Here is an 18,178-nt window from a genome sequence, read left to right as displayed (position 1 = left end):
TATAAATTGTAATTTTGCAAACCAGAATCCGGTAGCCCGGAAATACTAAACTTTTAAACACACAACTATGAAATTTTTTATTGATACCGCTAACCTGGATCAGATTAAAGAGGCCAGAGATCTTGGGGTTTTGGATGGAGTAACCACCAACCCTTCCCTTATGGCTAAAGAGGGAATTACCGGAAAAGATAATATTTTAAAACACTATAAAGCGATCTGTGACCTGATAGACGGAGATGTGAGCGCCGAGGTTATCGCTACCGATTTTGAGGGAATGATAAAAGAAGGCGAAGAACTTGCTGAACTTCACGAACAGATCGTGGTTAAAGTACCTATGATCAAAGAAGGGGTTAAGGCTATTAAATATTTTAGCGATAACGGGATAAGAACAAATTGTACTTTGGTATTTTCTGCAGGGCAGGCTCTTTTAGCCGCTAAAGCGGGTGCTACTTATGTATCTCCGTTTATCGGGCGCCTTGATGATATCTCTACCGATGGGTTAAACCTTATTGCCGAGATAAGATTGATCTATGATAACTACGGTTTTGAAACCGAAATTCTTGCCGCATCTGTACGTCACACTATGCACGTGATTGAATGCGCGAAATTAGGTGCCGACGTGATGACGGGACCACTCTCTTCTATTGAAGGTTTGTTGAAGCATCCGCTTACCGATATAGGTCTGGAGAAATTTCTTGCCGATTATAAAAAAGGAAATAGCTGATTATTCAGATACAACAGGATTACAAAAAAAACCGCTCCCAGAGCGGTTTTTTTATGAATAAAATTATCTCAAACTAATTAATGTCGTTTAAAAACTCAAGGATCTCCCTTTCATAAGACTTAGAGTTTAATTGCGAACTTCCCCTGATGATCTCACCGTCGGGAGCCATAAAAAATGTTTTATTTAAGTAAGCTTTTAGTAAATCACGATCAATTTTGGTAAAGGTTAAATGAAACTCTTTTTCAGGATTCGTGGTTTGCGAATTCACGATCTCTGCCCAGTCAGTCAGGGTTTTATTGTCGATGTTTATCCCCACGAAATCTACTTCGGGATATTTCTTTCTTAACTCATCAATAATGTCCTGTTGCCAGCGAAAATGATTTTTGGAAGACATCGACCAATGGTAGGTGATGATAGGTTTATTTGAGATTTCCTTAAGCCTTATGGTGTCACCTTTCACATTACTTAAAGGAAGATCGCCGATATTATTACCGGGTAAAAGACTTTTTTGTACCTCGGCCATTTGCTTTAGCCGGCTAAGCTTTTCCCTATCATAATCTGTTTTTTCCAGTAAATTTATCACAGAATCAATAGCTTCTGGTTTACGGGAAAAAGTAACTCCCTGTGATCCTAAACGGTCATAGTAGCTGTTCTTAATTTCGGGACTGTTAATTAGGGAGTCTGCAAGGATAATTTTATAACGGATATTTCTGATGGAATTCAAGTCAAAACAATCGTCGCTGGGAGGGAGTTTTGGGTCGCATCGTTCAACCGCCTTAGTGCGGAAATAATCGTCTATAAAATTGGTGTAAACGTAATAGGTATTAAGATTTGCACTTTCAAAATTTATATTTTCCCGGTAGTCGTGAAAGTCTTCCGGAATTTTCTCAGCTAATTCCTTGAAATATTTCCGGGTTAAAAAGGCATAACGTTCCTTAAAATGATAGTATTGATAATCTATGCCTGCTCTTGCGATTTCGATGAATTTCTCTGAAAAGTCCTTTTTTTCAATTAGGTCGTCGAGTTTCTTGTTTTTGGCCTGGTAAATCGAATCTATTTTTTTAGAAAATTCATCAGGATGATATTTATAATAGGAGAGAATCATTTCACTTTCATCCTGATTGGCCAGGTAAAGATCTAGTAAGAAATCGCTTTTTTTAGCGCCAGGCCCACTAAAATTAATAGATTCATCAAATGCCAAAGTGTTGAGCCAAATAAGGATGCTATCACCAGGCTGCAAGTACAAAATTTGATTTTCCGGCGGATGATTAAAACGATAAATCCCTTCCTCTATTCCTTCAAAATACTTACCGAATTGGTTGTTTTGATTAAGAAAAAGAGTGTCTATAGTGGTGTTGTCTTTGGAAAGGATGAAAAATCCTGATTTTGGATTAATGATTTCTCCTCCAATGAAGGTAGACTGGCGGTCGTCTTCTTCAAAATTGCATCCGAGAATGACAAGGCTGATTAAGGAAATCAATAGCAATTTAAACTTCATGTAGGGCTCTAAATTGTTAGGTAGATTTGTAGTTATTGTAGTAGCTAATCACAAATATAGCTGGTGCTAAATGCCCTGAATGTTAATTGGTCGTTAAAAGAATATTTAAATCGTTAATCTTTAAATAATTGGGCTTAAATGGCTACTTTTGCAAAAAATTAGACAAATAATATTTTATGCTTTCAGTATCAAATCTTTCGGTTCAATTTGGCAAACGTGTTTTGTTTGACGAAGTGAATACTACCTTTACCCAGGGTAACTGTTATGGGATTATTGGCGCTAATGGTGCCGGTAAATCTACATTTTTAAAGATCCTTTCTGGGAAATCTGAACCTACCTCGGGTCATGTTCATTTAGAACCGGGCAAAAGGATGTCGGTATTAGAGCAGGATCACTCGCTGTATGATGACCTTCCGGTTTTGGAGACGGTAATGAAAGGGAATAAACCGCTTTTTGCCATCAAAAAAGAGATGGATGAGATCTATGCCAAGGAAGATTTTAGCGATGCCGATGGAGAAAGAGTAGGAGTCCTACAGGTAGAATTTGAAGAAATGAACGGTTGGAATGCCGAGAGCGATGCTGCATCTCTTCTGTCAAATTTGGGAATTAAAGCCGGGGACCATTATACTCTTATGAAAGATCTTGACGGGAAGCAAAAGGTGAGAGTGTTATTAGCACAGGCCCTTTTTGGAAACCCGGATGTGCTTATTATGGATGAGCCTACCAACGATCTGGATTATGAAACAATTAGTTGGTTGGAGAACTTCCTGGCGAATTATGATAATACGGTGATCGTTGTTTCTCACGACCGTCACTTCCTGGATGCAGTTTGTACCCATATTTCGGATATCGATTTTGGAAAAATAAATCACTTTAGTGGAAACTATACCTTCTGGTATGAGTCTTCCCAGCTTGCTGCCCGCCAGCGTGCACAGCAGAATAAAAAAGCTGAAGATAAGAAGAAAGAACTTCAGGAGTTTATCCAACGTTTCAGTGCTAACGTCGCCAAATCCAAACAGGCTACTTCCCGTAAAAAGATGATAGACAGGCTTAACATTGAGGATATAAAACCTTCAAGCCGGAGATATCCTGCCATTATCTTTGACCGTGACCGAGAGGCCGGAGACCAGATTCTGAATGTTGAGAAACTGGAAGCCAGCCAGGACGGAGAAACGCTCTTTAAAGATGTGAATATCAACCTGGCAAAAGGTGATAAAGTAGTGATATACTCTAAAGATTCCAGAGCTACCACTGCCTTCTATGAAATAATAAACGGAAATCAGGAGGCTGTTTCCGGAAAATATTCCTGGGGGGTTACCACTTCACAGTCTTACCTGCCACTTGATAATGCTGAATATTTTGATAACGACCTAAGCCTTGTTGATTGGCTGCGCCAGTACGCTAAAACCGAGGAGGAAAGAGAAGAAGTTTACATTCGCGGTTTTCTTGGGAAAATGCTTTTTAGTGGTGAGGAAGCCTTAAAAACTTCCAGGGTGCTTTCGGGAGGAGAAAAAGTGCGTTGTATGCTAAGTCGAATGATGATGATGAGGGCCAATGTGTTGATGCTCGATGAGCCTACCAATCACCTGGATCTGGAATCGATTACAGCTTTTAATAATTCTCTAAAGAATTTTAAAGGAACGGTGATGTTTACCACACACGATCACGAGTTTGCACAAACCGTGGCAAACCGCGTAATCGAATTAACTCCCGGTGGTGCTATTGATCGATACACTACCTTCGAAGAGTATATGAGCGATAAAAAGATCAAAGAACAACGTGAGAAGATGTATGCTGTGAAAGCATAAGGAAAAGAATATTATTGAAATAAAAAAAATCCCGCTATTAGCGGGATTTTTCGTTTCAGTTCTCCGGGGAGATTAAAAATTGTAGTTTATAAAAACAGTAAAGTTTCTTCCTGGTTCTGTAATGGGTTGCCTGCTGAAGTTGTCCTGGTTGTTAAAAGCGAAATTCAGATGGCTGTAATAATATTTATCAAAAACATTTAATACTCCAACTCCAATATTCAGGTTTTTAATAGCTGTGGTACCCGCCTTTAAATCCATCAGACTATAACCCGGAGTTCTGGTTTCACCAAAAGACGGGGCAATCTCTTCCTGGTCGGCGGTGATGTTGTAATAAACTCCTCCCCAGAATTTTTTATTTTCATATTCTATCCGTGAACGGCTAACCAGGGGTGGAGATAGCGGTAAAGATTCTCCAAGATCTTCATTTTTGGTATAGGTGTAAGCCAGATCTGTTCCCAGTTTAAAACCGGAGGTGAAAGCCAGTTCTCCCGAAAGTTCAAAGCCGGTTTTGTAAGCATCATCAAGATTTCTAAAAACCTTAGGGTGAACCGGAGGTTGACTTGGCATATTTCTTCTTGTTAAAGTTTCGTCTACCAAACCAACGATATAATTTTCATAAATAGAATAGAACCCACTTGCTGAAAAACTGAAATGCTCCAGGTTCCCGGTAAATTCCTCTTTTCCTTTGAACCCGATTTCGAATTGATTGTTTACCTCCGCCTTCAGGTTAGGGTTTCCTACATACTCATAGGGGTCTCTTCCAATATTTAAAAAAGCGATATAGCGTTCCTCCATATTTGCAGGCCTGGCACCTCTTCCGTAAGAGAACTCCAGAGAATAATTATCCCTTAGGAGGCGTTTGTATGAAACAGTACCGCTAAAAAGCTGCTCGTCACGTTTTCCGCTATCCGGATATAATTCAGCAAAACCAGGATCCGGATCTTTGCTTTCAGTAACAATATGATCAAGACGAGCTCCAAAGTTGAAAATATCCTTTTCGCTTAAGATAAATTTGGCTTCTGCAAAAACACCATAATCGTTAAGGTAGCTATCCTGCCAAACCTTATCCTGGAATTTCATTGGCATTGCCAAAGGTTCCCCGGCCATATTCACCTTGACCAAACGCTCCCTTTGCCCGTCGCGGGCAAGGTTAGTAACATCTACACCTGTGAAGAGCAGCCACTTATTGTTCAGTTTCCATTCGGTTTCCAGTTTTCCCCCATAGGTGGTTGCGTCTACCATAGAAACAGCCTCGGTTCGGTTAAAGGAGGGTCGGTTATAGTTGTTCATAATATGGTCTACAAAAGAGTAGTAAGTCTTTGCGGTAAGACCTCTGAACTTCCCTTCTTCCGACCTGTAATTATAGTCCAGACTAAAAATACTGCTGTTGTCCTCATCGGTATCCATCATCAAGCCTGCGTGTTTTACATCACGCCCAAAAGATTGTCTGAACCCGGCCTTTAGCCTGTTATTTTCGTTAAAGGTATATCCCGCTTCCAGGTTATAACCCAGGCTTCGGAAGGAGGAAGGAATACTTCTTCCCTCTCCATCTTCATAATCACCGTAATCTCTGTGACTGAAATTACCTGAAAGGTCCAGTTTATTTAGGTTTCCCTGAAGCTGGATCATGTTCACCATAGAATTCCCGTTGCTCTCGTAACCAGAAGAAATGCTGCCTGATAATTTATCGGAGGTTTCCCCGGTATTATCGGTTACCATATTGATGATCCCACCAGATGTATTTCCGTAACGAACGCTGAATGGGCCTTTAATAATTTCAATTCGGGTTACTTCCTCAGGATTTACCAGGGTGGTAATAGGGTCCATCCGGCTTGGGCAGGCATGCAAAGCTTTAGTGCCTCCATCAAACTGAATGTTCAATTGTTCATACTGGCTGGCTCTCATACTGGGATCCATGGCATAGCTACCTCGTTTAATCAGTGAAAATCCATTGATGTCGCTAAAAAGCTCCCCCACATTTTTGGGTTGTACTACTTTTTCTCTGAAATTGGTTTTTACCAGGCTTTGAGCAGGATCTATTTGTGGGTTTCCCATTAGCAGAACCTCGCTAATTCTGAAAGTTAGCCTTTCGAGATAGATCACTTCTCCGGGTTTTATGTTTGTTAGACTTTGTTTTCTATATTTTAAATGACTTATCTGAAGGGTATCTTTTTCAGAAAAATCTAAAAACACCTCTCCTTTTGCATTGCTAACCGCGGCTCTATTACTGCCTTTAATCTGGATAGTAGCATTTTCAACTGGCTCCAGACTAAGCTTGTCCATAAGGCTTAATTTGGACTGCGCTTGCAGCATTAAGCTTGAGGATAGAAAAATTAATATGCTTAAAATTCTCATTTAATTCTTATTAAAAATTGATATACGTGAATTGTATCAACCGGTTAATACCGATCGATTTTAAAATAATTCTAAGAAAATTAAACTTAAAGAGAAGGGGGATGGGTAATTCTTGGTAAGTGCTGGTACTTGTAATTATTTAAATAAGCCATGGCAGTTTTCTTTTCTTCTGAAAACCTTAAAACATCCAGGTTTTGCATAGGATTAAAAAAGAGAACTACCTGCCGCTGCAGAAAATCAAGCTGTGTTGGTTTCTCGTCTGTGGTTGAATCCTTATTTAATTTGGAAAGCTCACATTTCCCGTTACATTCCATTTCGGGTTTGTCCTGGTTCACACAAAATAACTCTGTGAAACTTGAATTATCTACCAGGTAAAAACTTATCATGAAGCCACTTTTTATGCTGTTAAACAGCATAACCACTACAAAAAGCAGAACAATTAGTGTACTTCTATTTTTCATTTGGCGGCAAATATAGGCCTATTTTGTACTTAAAGAATGTGACCTTAATCACAAAAGTCATAAATCTGGTTTCATGAAAAATAAAAGGCCCGGCTTTTACACCGGAGCCTTTTCAAACTAACCAACTAAACTTAAAATAAAATTTTTAGAAAACTCCGCCACCTTTGGCCTGGTTGTCATCTCTTTGTTTTCTTTGCAAAGCTTTGTTTTTTCCGCCACCAAAGCGATAGGAGAAGCCTAAATACACAGTTTGTGATTCCCCCTTAAACCTGCCTTCCTGTGGCAGAGGCCTGCCATTGATAAAACTGAACTCCTGGGTATTGAAGATGTCATTAAAATTAAGGCTTAGACTGGCTTTACCATCCCAAAAGGAATAACGACCCCCTATATTCATAAAATACATAGGTTCCATATCCATTTGCAGGCTTTTACTCTCACCGCGGTAGTACCCAAAGAGCTGAAAGCTTAATCTTTCTGAAGCTTTAAAATTATGACTGCTTCTGAAGGTAAAGGCGGTATTATCGGTTTCGAGATATTGGGTTCCTACCTGACCTTTCAGTTTTTGGCTGTAAATTTCAAAACTGGTGTTGGTGCTCCACCATTTGGTGAATTTATAGTTAGTAGATAATTCAAGTCCGTAAGAGTTGTTGTCTTCAAAATTAGCGAATTGCAGCAATAGTGATCCCTCTTCATCCGGATCTTCAATAAAAACCTGACTAATTTCATCATTTAGGTTCCTGAAGAAAACTCCCGCACTAAGGCTACCTTTCTCCTCGAATTTTCGGGTATAATTAAATTCAATCGAATTAGTGAACTGTGGTTGTAACTCCGGGTTACCCGATACGGTTAACCTGGGACTGCTAACATCCCTTATAGGAGAAACCTGGTAGAAACCTGGCCGGTCTATCCTGCGGCTATAACTAAGTTGGTAGGTGTTCTTTTCATTGGGAGTGTAGGTTACAAAACCGGAAGGGTATAGGTTGAAATAATCGTCGGTAAAGATCTCTTCTCCGTTATAGATCGCATTCACTTTAAAGCTTTCCAGTCTCGCCCCCAGTTGGTAAGACCATTTTTCAAAATTCTGGCCGTAGGTAGTGTAAAAACTGTAAATATCTCTGTTAAACTGATAGGTAGCATTGTCCATCTCTACATTTGTGGTGGTAAAGGCATTATCGGTATTGAGGATCCTGGCTTCAGCACCCATTTCCAGTTTGCTGTTTTCGTTTAAAGGATTTTCATAATCGAGATTCACAGTAAGATTTTCTCTTTTCGAATCCACATGATCGCGATATGCTGCCAGGTCTCCGGTATTTCCTTCGAAGGTGAATCTTGAATTTTCATCTTCATCAAAGTAGTTGTAATTGCTCTCCAAAAGAATCTTGTGTCCTTCATCGTCGAATTTATGGTCGAAAACAAAATTATAGGTGGAGTTCTGGTTTTCGAAATTCAGATCCAGATTTTGGGTAAGATTGTTTTCCGGGTTATCGGGGTAGATGATCTTAAGTGTACCATTCGGGCCACCTTTAAAGGGATTCTGATTGGTATAAAAAGAAAATGTGTTCCTGTCATCCAGATAGAAGTCTACTCCAACTTTAAATAATAAAGAGCGTCTGTTGTTTATCATATCAAAGTTTTGACGATAGTTCTCTTCAGTGAGGTAAATGCGACCAAAATTGAAGCGATCCCCCCATTGTGCACCAAAATTTCCGAAAAAATTGAATTTACCTCTACGATAATTCAGGTCAAGGGAGCTATTATAGCGGGTATTCTCTCCAACGGTTACCCCGGCGTTCAGATTTCCGTTGAAGCCGTCGTTGGCATTCTTATGCAAAACGATATTGATGATGCCGCTCATTCCTTCCGGATTATATTTTGCCGAAGGATTGGTGATGAGTTCAATACTTTTAATAGAGGTAGAGGGAATCTGCTTTAGCAGCTGTGCCGCATCCATATTGGTAGGACGCCCGTCTACTAAAATCTTCACGTTGGAATTTCCCCTTAGTGCGATATTTCCGTTCTGGTCTACACTTACTGAAGGGATATTATTCATAATGTCAGAAGCACTGGCTCCGGTGGTGGTGAGATCCTTCCCAACATTGATTACCTTTCGGTCTACACGCTGCTCAATAGTAGTTCTTTCAGCAACAACGGTAACTCCGTCCAGCATAGCAACATCAGGTTCCAGATAGACCTTTCCTATGTTAATGGTAGTATTCCTGCTGTTAATGTCTATTTCGCGGTTGAAGGTTTTATAACCTATAAACTGTACTTGTAGTACATATTTTCCGGCAGGAACTCTATCTATGATGAAGCTACCATCGCCGGCCGAAGTGTTTCCGGAGATAAGATTTCCTTCCATATCATTTATCACTACCGTGGCATAGGGGATAGGTTCCTGTAATTCTTCGTCTATTACCTCCCCGGTAATATTTCCTAAAGGTTCATTGTCCGCCAAAGAAATAGCGGAAGAAAAAAGCGCGATGATTAAAAATAACTGTTTCATTTTTTGATTGAATTTTGATGATTAGTATTTATTAGATGATACCTTGTTATGCATATTAATTTCAGGTTTGTTTCCCGATAAAAGCCTTATTTTGTTGGCTATTCAAAAGCATTAAACATTCTAATTTTGAAGGCTTGAAACTATTTATGTATAACAATGTACTTTGTTATGCATAATAAAAAGCCGTGAATCTTCTCAATTTATTAAAAGCCTTCATCATAATAGACGAAGGTAATTTGGGAATGTTACACTTTTTTTTAAAAAACCCATACCTGGATTCAGGTATGGGTTAGGAAAAATCCCCTTGTCCCAACACTAACCATCACATTATACCGGGATTCCGGGGATGCTCCTTGTATAAGAGACAAATCAATAATTAACTTGTTACACTTAAACAGATAATATACTTTTGCTATATGAAAAAGAGAACATTAGTTATTGGCGCATCCTTAAAGCCCTCCCGTTATTCCAATATCGCCATTAGGCGCCTGGTACAACATGGCCAGCCTACCTTTGCAATAGGGCTGCGTGAGGGGGAAGTCGAGGGAGTTCAAATAAAAAAGGATAAACCTCAGTTTGAAGATATAGATACGGTTACCTTATATTTAAGTCCGCCACGCCAACCTGAATATTATGATTATATTCTTTCCCTAGATCCGGAAAGAGTGATCTTTAATCCGGGCACAGAGAATCCTGAGTTCTACGAAATTCTGCAGAAAAATAATATAGAGGTAGAACCGGCCTGTACTTTAGTGATGCTTTCTACGAATCAATATTAAGCCCAGAAAGGTTAATGCTCCGTTCAGTATCAGGATAAAGAAGCCGAATTCAAATCCGAACCAGTTTAGGCTGTTTACACTTATCACATAAGATAGTATTGGAGCCAGAATTGCTACCATTGGGACGAGTTTATCTTTTATTTTCCAATTTGTAAAAAGGCCCAAAGTATATAGTCCCAGTAAAGGTCCATACGTGTAACCGGCGAATTCAAAAAGCTTGTTGATCACGCTTTTGTCGGCGATGGCATATTTAAAGATCAGCATCACTACAATCATCAGGATAGAGATAGCGATATGAATTTGTTTCCTGATTCTTATTTGTTTCTTCTCGTTATAGAACTTTTCGATTTGCAGGATATCAATGCTAAAAGACGTGGTGAGTGCGGTTAAGGTACCATCGGCGCTCGAATATGCTGCAGCGATCAAACCCAGCACAAAGAGTATGGCAACACCTATTCCCAGTTCTCCACTGGTGGCAATTGCGGGGAAAAGTTCATCTTTAATTGCATCAATTCCGTTAAGATCGGCGTATTGGGTGAGTAGAACCCCCAGTATTAAAAACAGCATATTTACTATAGTGAGTACAATAGTAAAAGAGAATATGTTCTTTTGGGCATCTTTCAGGTTCCTGCAGGTCAGGTTTTTCTGCATCATATCCTGGTCGAGTCCTGTCATCACTATGGCGATAAAAGCCCCACTTATAAATTGTTTTATGAAATGATGACTGCTTTTCCAATCATCAAAAAAGAAAATCTTAGTCTGGCCGGTATCAGAGAGATAATTGATCATTCCTGCTCCTGAGATTCCTAATTCTTCGGAAAGCACTACCAGAGTAACTCCCAGTGCAAGTAGCATAAACAGGGTTTGTAAAGTGTCTGTCCAGACTACTGTTTTGATCCCGCTTCTAAAGGTATAAAGCCAAATAAGAAAAATTGTTACCGTAACCGTAGCATAATATGGAATTCCCAGTCCGTCAAATAATATAAGCTGAAGTACATTCGCTACCAGAAAAAGCCTGAAACTCGATCCCACAATACGGGAAAGCAAAAAGAACGAGGCCCCGGTTTTATAGGAATATTTTCCAAAGCGGGAATCCAGATAAGTATAGATCGAGGTAAGATTGAGGCGATAATAAAGGGGGAGCAATACCAGGCCTATTACTGCATAACCCACTGTATATCCCAGAACCACCTGAAAATAACTAAAGCTATCGGTGGTTACTGTGCCGGGGAGAGAAATAAAGGTCACTCCACTCAGGGAGGCACCTATCATCCCAAAGGCAACAATGTACCAGGGGGATTGCCGGTTAGCTCTAAAAAATTCGGCATTAGTGCCGGCACGACTGGAAAAAAAGGAAGTTAAAAACAAGACGCCAAAATACGCGGCGATCAAAAGCAAGATTTGGTAGGGCTGCATAGGTTTTTCTTCTGAAAAGGCGAATTTACAAATTCAGGTTAAACTTGGGGGTTTTCTGCTAAAATTCGTACGCAAAAATCTTAACTTCGCGGTATGGATTTTTCATCAAAATTGCTGGAGCAGGCTGTAGACGAAATGTCTCAATTACCTGGTATCGGGAAAAGGACAGCCCTAAGGCTGGTTTTACATCTTCTTAAGCAACCTGAAGCTCAAACCAAGGACCTGGCTTCAGCCTTATCGAAACTACGTAACGAAATTAAACTTTGTAAAAACTGTTTTAATATAAGTGATACCGAGCTTTGTGATATTTGTGCCAATCCCGCCAGGAATGCAGGGCTGGTGTGTGTGGTAGAAGATATCCGCGATGTGATGGCCATAGAGAATACCGGGCAATACCGGGGGCATTATCACGTATTGGGAGGAAAGATTAGTCCCATGGATGGGGTGGGCCCCTCACAACTTAATATCCATTCTCTTATAGAAAAGGTGAAGGCCGGAAAAGTAGAGGAGATTATTTTCGCCCTTAGCAGTACCCTGGAGGGGGACACCACCAACTTTTATATTTTTAAACAATTGGAAGGCACTAATATAAAGACCTCTACCATTGCCCGCGGAATTTCGGTGGGAGATGAATTGGAGTATGCCGATGAGGTAACTCTGGGCAGAAGTATCGCCAACAGGGTTCCGTTTGAAAGCTCTTTAAAAGGCTAAAAAAGGGCGAACTTCAATTTTTTTATGGTAAAAATTTAGTTTCAGCCTTTGAAATTGTAAATTTACGCGAATCAGACTTTATCATTAACTTCAATAAATCGACAATAAAACTAAGTTTTATTGATTTTTTAATACTCAAATGGAGTTTTTTTGGTAAATTCGCAAATACAAATCAAAAAATTAGCGTTCTAATATAGATATGGCAAAATTCGAACTTAAGCTGCCCAAGATGGGGGAAAGTGTTGCCGAGGCAACCATTACCAGTTGGTTAAAGGAGGTGGGAGACACCATCGATACTGATGAACCCGTACTGGAAATAGCAACCGATAAAGTTGATAGTGAAGTCCCAAGTGAAGTAGAGGGGAAACTAATAGAAAAGCTCTTCGATATTGATGACGTGGTGCAGGTAGGTCAAACTATAGCTGTTATTGAAACAGATGCTGAAATCTCAGCAGATGATGATCTTGAAATGGATCTGGACGGAGAAGACTCTGAAGATGCGCTTACTGAAGAAGTGGAAGCCAGCGTAGAAGCAGCAAAGGCCACTGTAGGAAGCGAAGATTTTGCAGACTCTGATCGTTTTTACTCTCCTTTGGTAAAAAATATCGCCAAAGAAGAAGGGATAAGCTTCGGGGAACTTGAAAACCTTGAAGGAACAGGCAAGGATGGTCGCGTAACCAAAGATGACATCTTAGCTTATGTGAAATCCAGAAAAGAACAACCAGCCCAGGCAAAACCTGCTCAGCCTAAAGCCCAACCAATAGATACCGGCAAACTTGAAGGAGCTATGGCAAGTGAGGAAACCACCATGCGTTCTGGAGAAGATGAAATAATTGAAATGAACCGAATGGGTAAAATGATCGCTCATCATATGGTTCAAAGTACTCAGACTTCAGCACACGTGCAATCTTTTATTGAAGTTGACGTAACCAAAATCTGGAACTGGAGAAATAAACATAAAGGAGAATTTGCTAAGCGGGAAGGTGAAAAATTAACTTTCACTCCAATTTTTATGGAAGCCGTTGCGAAAACTATTCGTGACTTCCCAATGATCAATATCTCTGTTGATGGCGATAAGATCATTAAAAAGAAAAATATAAACCTGGGGATGGCAGCTGCCCTTCCCGATGGAAACCTTATTGTACCGGTAATTAAAAATGCCGACAGACTTAACCTTGTAGGTATGGCCAAGGCTGTTAACGACCTTGCCAACCGTGCCCGCCAGAACAAACTGAAGCCGGATGAGATTCAGGGTGGCACATATACCGTTACAAATGTGGGAACCTTCGGTAGTGTGATGGGAACTCCAATTATCAATCAGCCACAGGTTGGGATCCTTGCATTAGGTGCTATTAGAAAAGTACCTGCTGTGATTGAAACTCCCGATGGAGATTTTATAGGAATTAGACATAAAATGTTCTTGTCCCATAGTTACGATCACCGTGTGGTAAATGGTGCTTTAGGTGGACAGTTTGTGCAGCGCGTTGCTCAGTACCTGGAAAACTTTGATAGCGACAGAACGGTCTAGAAAACCAAATTTAATAAATAAAGAAAGCCGCAATTAATTTGCGGCTTTTTTTATAGGTTTTTAATAAAGGATTTAAGCAGTTGCAAGGCCGGGTGCTCCTTGTTTATGGCTTCAGAAAAGAGCGTTTGGCGGCTGAGGTTTTTGTAACCGGTAATTTCCCTGGCTTCTTCAGGCTTAAGTCTTTCAAATGCCATAGACCAGTCTGCAAAGCTCCTTGTTTCAGAATATCCATAATCAAGGACCAGAACCTCCTGGTGCCTTTTATCTTTTGATATTTTTTCGAACAAGCGGGTTATCTCGTCTTCTTCTCCTTCCAGAAACTGGATGAACAAACCCTCATAACAAATGAGTATGCCGGTAATTCCGGCAGCCTCATTACTAATCCTGGCATGGGAAAGCATTTCTTCCAGGGCAGAATCGGTTAAGGAGTAAGATTGCTGGCTAACGTAAGAGAGGTATTTCAACACTATAAAAAAGTTTCAAAACTATTCAAAGATATAAAATCCCTTTTGAAAAATCATCTCCGTAGAATAAGGAGTTCTTCTCTGTTTTTTGGTCAAAACAACCCATCAAATTATGGTATATTTGCCTAAAATAAGCTTTCTCATGGAATTAAAATTAACCAAACCTATATGTTTTTTTGATCTCGAAGCCACCGGTACTAACCTGGCAAAAGATCGCATTGTCGAAATTGCAATTTTGAAGATATTTCCTAACGGAAACAAGGAAAGCAAAACCTGGTTGGTAAACCCTGAAATTACCATTCCGGAGGAAGTTGTCGCCATTCATGGAATCTCCAATGAAAAGGTGGCCAATGAGCCAACATTTAAGGATTTGTCATCCAGGGTTTACGAAATGATAAAAGGCTGCGACCTCGCCGGTTATAATTCCAATCGCTTCGATATCCCGCTTTTGGTGGAAGAATTACTGCGGGCCGGGATAGACTTCGATATGAAGAATGTAGTTGCCGTAGACGTACAAACTATATTTCATAAAAAAGAGCAACGAACCCTTTCTGCCGCTTATCAGTTTTACTGCGGAAAAAATCTCGAAGACGCCCATACTGCTGAAGCTGATACCAATGCGACTTATGAAGTCCTTAAATCTCAGCTGGAGCGCTATGAAGACCTTGAAAACGACATAAAGTACCTCGCCGATTATTCGGCCAGGAAACGCTTTGCCGATTTCGCCGGTTTCGTCGTTTATGATAAAAAAGGGGAGGAAGTATTTGGATTTGGAAAGTTTAAAGGAAAGAACGTAGCAGAGGTTTTGGAAAAAGAACCGGGTTATTATGGCTGGATACAGAATGCCGATTTCCCCTTGTATACCAAAAGAGTGCTAACAGCAATTAAACTTAGAAAACTCAACACCAAACTCAAATAGAATTTTCCGTTTATGAAGATTATTTGTATAGGTAGAAATTACACCGAACATATTGCCGAGCTTGAAAATGAAAAACCCGAAGAACCGGTAATATTTCTTAAACCCGATACGGCTATTTTACTCAAAAAACAGCCCTTTTTTATTCCAGATTTTTCTGATGAGGTGCATTATGAGGTGGAGGTTTTGGTGAAGATCAAAAAAGTAGGCAAACATATTCAGCCTAAATTCGCTCATAAATATTATGATGAGATAGGTTTGGGAATAGATTTTACCGCCCGGGATCTGCAAAAGAAATTGAAAGAGAAGGGGTTGCCCTGGGAGAAAGCCAAAGCCTTTGATGGCGCTGCGGTAATAGGAGAAAAATGGACCTCCAAAAAATCGTTTCCCGATATAAATAATATTAACTTTAGTCTTCTCAAGAATGAAGAAATCGTTCAGCAAGGCAACACCTCTCATATGTTATGGAAAATCGATGAGTTGATTGCCTATGTCTCAGAGTTTTTCACTCTCAAGATAGGTGATGTAATCTTCACGGGAACTCCTGCGGGAGTCGGGAAGCTTGAAGCCAATGACAGGTTGACGGGATTTTTGGAAAAAGAAAAGATGTTTTCAATCAATATTAAATAGCGATTATGAGTAGTTACAATTTAGAGGGTGTAGAAGAGATGGCCGGGGGTGACAAGGAATTCATGAAGGTGGTGGTACAAACTTTTTTGGAGGAAATTCCACCTGATGTAGATGAGATGAATAAAGCTATTTCCAATGATAATCCTACCCTGGCATATCAATATGCGCACAAAATGAAACCCAACCTGCAATTATTTGGCCTGGAACTAATGGATGAGGTCAAAGTGATAGAAAGCTGGGCGAAAGCAGGGAAAAAGAAGGATGAGGTGCCAGAGGCGGCCGCCAGAATCACTAAAAAAGTTAAGGTGGCAGGCATTGCCCTTAAAAGAGATTTTGAACTCGAATGAAAGCAGAAATTATAACTATTGGCGATGAGATTTTAATAGGCCAGATTATAGATACCAATTCGGCTTTTCTCGCGGCAGAGTTAAATAAGATCGGGGTCGCTGTACACCAAATTTCCAGTATTGAAGATAAAAGATCCCACATTCTTACCGCTTTAAGGGAGGCTTCCCAAAGAGCAGAGTTGGTTTTGATCACCGGCGGACTAGGGCCAACCCGGGATGATGTGACAAAGTCCAGCCTTTGCGACTATTTTGAAGATGAGCTTACCGAAAACAAGGAGGTGCTACGGCATATTGAACAGCTCTTTGAAAAATATATAGAAACTCCAATTTCTGATCTAAACCGAAGACAGGCCCTGGTACCGGGGCAGGCTGAGGTTCTTTTCAATAAATTCGGGACCGCCCCGGGGATGTTGTTTCGCAAAGATGGAGTGATGTATATCTCGCTTCCGGGAGTTCCGTTTGAAATGAAGGAGCTGGTGAAGAATGAGGTGCTGCCCAGACTTCAGCAGGAATTTAAACGTCCGGTTATTCTTCACAAAACAGTGATAACTTATGGACTTGGAGAAAGCGCCATAGCCGAAAAAATATCAGACTGGGAGGACCAGCTTCCTGAAAATATTAAATGTGCTTACCTGCCCAATTTTGGGAAAGTAAGAATAAGGCTTACCGCTGTTGGAGATAATGAAGAGCACCTTCAGAACTCTATAGCCAGCCTGCTTACGGACCTGCATCAGTTAATAGGGGATATTATTGTGGGCTACCAGGACGAAGAACCTGTAGAGATACAAATAGGCCGATTGCTTTCTTCTGCAAAGCAAACAATTGCTACTGCCGAGAGCTGTACAGGGGGGCGCATTGCCAATTTACTGGCTACTCCTCCCGGAGCATCTGTTTATTATAAAGGTAGTGTGGTAAGTTATGCCACCGAAATAAAGGAAGAACTTTTAAACATCAATTCAGAATTAATTGAGAAACACAGTGTGGTGAGTGCAGAGGTAGCCGAAGCCATGGCCAAAAATGTACGATCAATCCTTAAAACCGATTTTGCTGTTTCCACAACCGGAAATGCGGGCCCGGCAAAAGGAGACAGCGATGCAGAAATCGGTACTGTGTTTATAGGGATTGCCACTCCTGAAGGCGTGTATTCCAAAAAATTTATCTTCGGAAATCACCGTGAAAAGGTGATCGGGAAAACTGTACATAAAAGCCTGGAGCTTATTTTAAATGAAATTCTTAAATTTGCAAATGCATAATTTTTTCGGGTTTCAAACTGCATTTTGCTGTTTTTTCAGTGATTTCCGAACCATCTGGATAAGAACAAATTGCTTAACATCTGTAAATTAAACAGATAGCTTTTTGAATGAAGCCTTAATAACACTGGGTTGCCGGGAGCAGAAACTCAGGAGAAAGAAAAAATAAAGCACACTAAATTTTTTTAAAAAATGAGTTGTCGATTAGGTAAAAAAATCGTTAATTTGCAGCCTGTTTTGAAATAACAAGTTAAAGAATAGAACAATGTCAAGAGTTTGTGAACTTACGGGAAAAAAGGCGATGGTAGGAAACAATGTTTCTCACGCGATGAATAAAACCAAGCGTAAATTTAACGCCAATCTGGTTAAAAAACGTTTTTTTATTCCTGAAGAGGACAGATGGGTAACTTTAAAGGTTTCTACTTCTGCACTTAAAGATATTAATAAAAAAGGCATCTCTGCTGTAATGAAAGAGGCAAGGGAGAAAGGCTTTTTCAAGAAATAATCCCGGGCATAAAAACATAGAATAATGGCAAAGAAAGGCAATAGAGTACAGGTAATTTTAGAGTGTACAGAGCATAAGGAGTCTGGGCAACCAGGAACTTCAAGATACATCACTACCAAGAATAAAAAGAATACACCGGATAGAATGGAGCTGAAGAAATTCAACCCTATTCTTAAGAAAATGACGGTTCACAAAGAGATAAAATAATTTGAGTCATGGCAAAGAAATCAGTAGCATCTATACAAACAGGGTCTAAAAGATTGACCAAAGCGATAAAAATGGT

At 40.0% G+C, this 18,178-nt stretch carries 17 protein-coding genes and 1 pseudogene; 12 read left to right on the top strand and 6 right to left on the bottom strand.

Translation table 11 applies throughout. The annotated features are described in order from the left end of the window. The first annotated feature begins 67 nt into the window (after positions 1-67). Positions 68-724 carry a fructose-6-phosphate aldolase gene (fsa, locus tag VIM94_RS02120; RefSeq protein WP_332037640.1) on the top strand — a complete coding sequence of 219 codons (657 nt, stop codon included), beginning with the start codon at positions 68-70 and terminating at the stop codon, positions 722-724. Positions 725-797: 73 nt separating this feature from the next. Here fsa and VIM94_RS02115 read toward each other — a convergent pair whose 3' ends face one another. Further along, complete coding sequence (locus VIM94_RS02115) at positions 798-2,222, bottom strand: hypothetical protein (protein ID WP_332037639.1); 1,425 nt, start codon at positions 2,220-2,222, stop codon at positions 798-800. A gap of 176 nt (positions 2,223-2,398) precedes the next feature. Here VIM94_RS02115 and VIM94_RS02110 point away from each other — a divergent pair, with 176 nt between their 5' ends. Continuing rightward, positions 2,399-4,030 carry an ABC-F family ATP-binding cassette domain-containing protein gene (locus VIM94_RS02110; protein WP_332037638.1) on the top strand — a complete coding sequence of 544 codons (1,632 nt, stop codon included), beginning with the start codon at positions 2,399-2,401 and terminating at the stop codon, positions 4,028-4,030. A gap of 72 nt (positions 4,031-4,102) precedes the next feature. Here VIM94_RS02110 and VIM94_RS02105 read toward each other — a convergent pair whose 3' ends face one another. The 3 genes from VIM94_RS02105 to VIM94_RS02095 all read right to left on the bottom strand — a co-directional run bounded on the left by VIM94_RS02105 (position 4,103) and on the right by VIM94_RS02095 (position 9,349). Next, complete coding sequence (locus VIM94_RS02105) at positions 4,103-6,313, bottom strand: TonB-dependent receptor domain-containing protein (RefSeq protein WP_332037637.1); 2,211 nt, start codon at positions 6,311-6,313, stop codon at positions 4,103-4,105. A gap of 158 nt (positions 6,314-6,471) precedes the next feature. Next, complete coding sequence (locus VIM94_RS02100; RefSeq protein WP_332037636.1) at positions 6,472-6,846, bottom strand: hypothetical protein; 375 nt, start codon at positions 6,844-6,846, stop codon at positions 6,472-6,474. Between the two features lie 145 nt (positions 6,847-6,991). Next, entirely contained in the window at positions 6,992-9,349 is a 2,358-nt protein-coding gene (locus VIM94_RS02095; protein WP_332037635.1) for a TonB-dependent receptor domain-containing protein, read from the bottom strand. 416 nt (positions 9,350-9,765) lie between these two features. Here VIM94_RS02095 and VIM94_RS02090 point away from each other — a divergent pair, with 416 nt between their 5' ends. Continuing rightward, positions 9,766-10,128, top strand: a complete 363-nt coding sequence (locus tag VIM94_RS02090) for a CoA-binding protein (RefSeq protein ID WP_332037634.1) — start codon at positions 9,766-9,768, stop codon at positions 10,126-10,128. On the opposite strand, the gene VIM94_RS02085 is transcribed toward VIM94_RS02090, so the two are convergent. After that, positions 10,099-11,544: a sodium:solute symporter gene (locus VIM94_RS02085; RefSeq protein WP_332037633.1), complete on the bottom strand. Its 1,446-nt coding sequence runs from the start codon at positions 11,542-11,544 to the stop codon at positions 10,099-10,101. The two genes, VIM94_RS02090 and VIM94_RS02085, sit on opposite strands and share 30 nt — an antisense overlap. A gap of 93 nt (positions 11,545-11,637) precedes the next feature. Between VIM94_RS02085 and recR the strand changes: the two genes are divergently transcribed. Further along, complete coding sequence (recR, locus tag VIM94_RS02080; protein ID WP_332037632.1) at positions 11,638-12,255, top strand: recombination mediator RecR; 618 nt, start codon at positions 11,638-11,640, stop codon at positions 12,253-12,255. Positions 12,256-12,454: 199 nt separating this feature from the next. Continuing rightward, positions 12,455-13,783, top strand: coding sequence for a dihydrolipoamide acetyltransferase family protein (locus VIM94_RS02075; RefSeq protein ID WP_332037631.1), 1,329 nt, complete (start codon positions 12,455-12,457; stop codon positions 13,781-13,783). A 50-nt stretch (positions 13,784-13,833) separates the two neighbouring features. On the opposite strand, the gene VIM94_RS02070 is transcribed toward VIM94_RS02075, so the two are convergent. Continuing rightward, entirely contained in the window at positions 13,834-14,250 is a 417-nt protein-coding gene (locus VIM94_RS02070; RefSeq protein WP_332037630.1) for a BLUF domain-containing protein, read from the bottom strand. A gap of 139 nt (positions 14,251-14,389) precedes the next feature. Between VIM94_RS02070 and VIM94_RS02065 the strand changes: the two genes are divergently transcribed. The 7 genes and pseudogenes from VIM94_RS02065 to VIM94_RS02035 all read left to right on the top strand — a co-directional run. Next, entirely contained in the window at positions 14,390-15,166 is a 777-nt protein-coding gene (locus VIM94_RS02065; RefSeq protein WP_332037629.1) for an exonuclease domain-containing protein, read from the top strand. Between the two features lie 12 nt (positions 15,167-15,178). Further along, positions 15,179-15,793 (top strand): fumarylacetoacetate hydrolase family protein, encoded by a 615-nt coding sequence (locus tag VIM94_RS02060; RefSeq protein WP_332037628.1) that lies wholly within the window; start codon positions 15,179-15,181, stop codon positions 15,791-15,793. Positions 15,794-15,798: 5 nt separating this feature from the next. Next, on the top strand, positions 15,799-16,140 hold the full coding sequence (locus VIM94_RS02055; RefSeq protein WP_332037627.1) for an Hpt domain-containing protein: 342 nt from the start codon (positions 15,799-15,801) through the stop codon (positions 16,138-16,140). Continuing rightward, entirely contained in the window at positions 16,137-17,393 is a 1,257-nt protein-coding gene (locus VIM94_RS02050) for a competence/damage-inducible protein A (RefSeq protein WP_332037626.1), read from the top strand. Before VIM94_RS02055 ends, VIM94_RS02050 begins: the two co-directional genes overlap by 4 nt. A gap of 262 nt (positions 17,394-17,655) precedes the next feature. After that, positions 17,656-17,895 (top strand): 50S ribosomal protein L28, encoded by a 240-nt coding sequence (rpmB, locus tag VIM94_RS02045; protein ID WP_081211512.1) that lies wholly within the window; start codon positions 17,656-17,658, stop codon positions 17,893-17,895. Between the two features lie 24 nt (positions 17,896-17,919). After that, on the top strand, positions 17,920-18,102 hold the full coding sequence (rpmG, locus tag VIM94_RS02040) for a 50S ribosomal protein L33 (protein ID WP_081211513.1): 183 nt from the start codon (positions 17,920-17,922) through the stop codon (positions 18,100-18,102). A gap of 8 nt (positions 18,103-18,110) precedes the next feature. Continuing rightward, a pseudogene (locus VIM94_RS02035) lies at positions 18,111-18,178 on the top strand (DUF4295 family protein); the annotation flags it as partial.

The organism is Salegentibacter sp. (genome assembly GCF_036568425.1).
Taxonomy (GTDB): Bacteria; Bacteroidota; Bacteroidia; order Flavobacteriales; family Flavobacteriaceae; genus Salegentibacter.
Note: the sequence above shows the minus strand (reverse complement) of the source record. Positions and strands in the feature narration are given on the sequence as shown.

Bases quoted from the DNA above. Each gene is read 5' to 3' on its own strand.
- recR (WP_332037632.1), top strand. From the start codon at position 11,638: ATGGATTTTTCATCAAAATTGCTGGAGCAGGCTGTAGACGAAATGTCT.
- rpmB (WP_081211512.1), top strand. From the start codon at position 17,656: ATGTCAAGAGTTTGTGAACTTACGGGAAAAAAGGCGATGGTAGGAAAC.
- VIM94_RS02110 (WP_332037638.1), top strand. From the start codon at position 2,399: ATGCTTTCAGTATCAAATCTTTCGGTTCAATTTGGCAAACGTGTTTTG.
- VIM94_RS02065 (WP_332037629.1), top strand. From the start codon at position 14,390: ATGGAATTAAAATTAACCAAACCTATATGTTTTTTTGATCTCGAAGCC.
- VIM94_RS02075 (WP_332037631.1), top strand. From the start codon at position 12,455: ATGGCAAAATTCGAACTTAAGCTGCCCAAGATGGGGGAAAGTGTTGCC.
- VIM94_RS02095 (WP_332037635.1), bottom strand. From the start codon at position 9,349: ATGAAACAGTTATTTTTAATCATCGCGCTTTTTTCTTCCGCTATTTCT.
- fsa (WP_332037640.1), top strand. From the start codon at position 68: ATGAAATTTTTTATTGATACCGCTAACCTGGATCAGATTAAAGAGGCC.
- VIM94_RS02085 (WP_332037633.1), bottom strand. From the start codon at position 11,544: ATGCAGCCCTACCAAATCTTGCTTTTGATCGCCGCGTATTTTGGCGTC.
- VIM94_RS02090 (WP_332037634.1), top strand. From the start codon at position 9,766: ATGAAAAAGAGAACATTAGTTATTGGCGCATCCTTAAAGCCCTCCCGT.
- VIM94_RS02055 (WP_332037627.1), top strand. From the start codon at position 15,799: ATGAGTAGTTACAATTTAGAGGGTGTAGAAGAGATGGCCGGGGGTGAC.
- VIM94_RS02060 (WP_332037628.1), top strand. From the start codon at position 15,179: ATGAAGATTATTTGTATAGGTAGAAATTACACCGAACATATTGCCGAG.
- VIM94_RS02115 (WP_332037639.1), bottom strand. From the start codon at position 2,222: ATGAAGTTTAAATTGCTATTGATTTCCTTAATCAGCCTTGTCATTCTC.
- VIM94_RS02105 (WP_332037637.1), bottom strand. From the start codon at position 6,313: ATGGACAAGCTTAGTCTGGAGCCAGTTGAAAATGCTACTATCCAGATT.
- rpmG (WP_081211513.1), top strand. From the start codon at position 17,920: ATGGCAAAGAAAGGCAATAGAGTACAGGTAATTTTAGAGTGTACAGAG.
- VIM94_RS02050 (WP_332037626.1), top strand. From the start codon at position 16,137: ATGAAAGCAGAAATTATAACTATTGGCGATGAGATTTTAATAGGCCAG.
- VIM94_RS02100 (WP_332037636.1), bottom strand. From the start codon at position 6,846: ATGAAAAATAGAAGTACACTAATTGTTCTGCTTTTTGTAGTGGTTATG.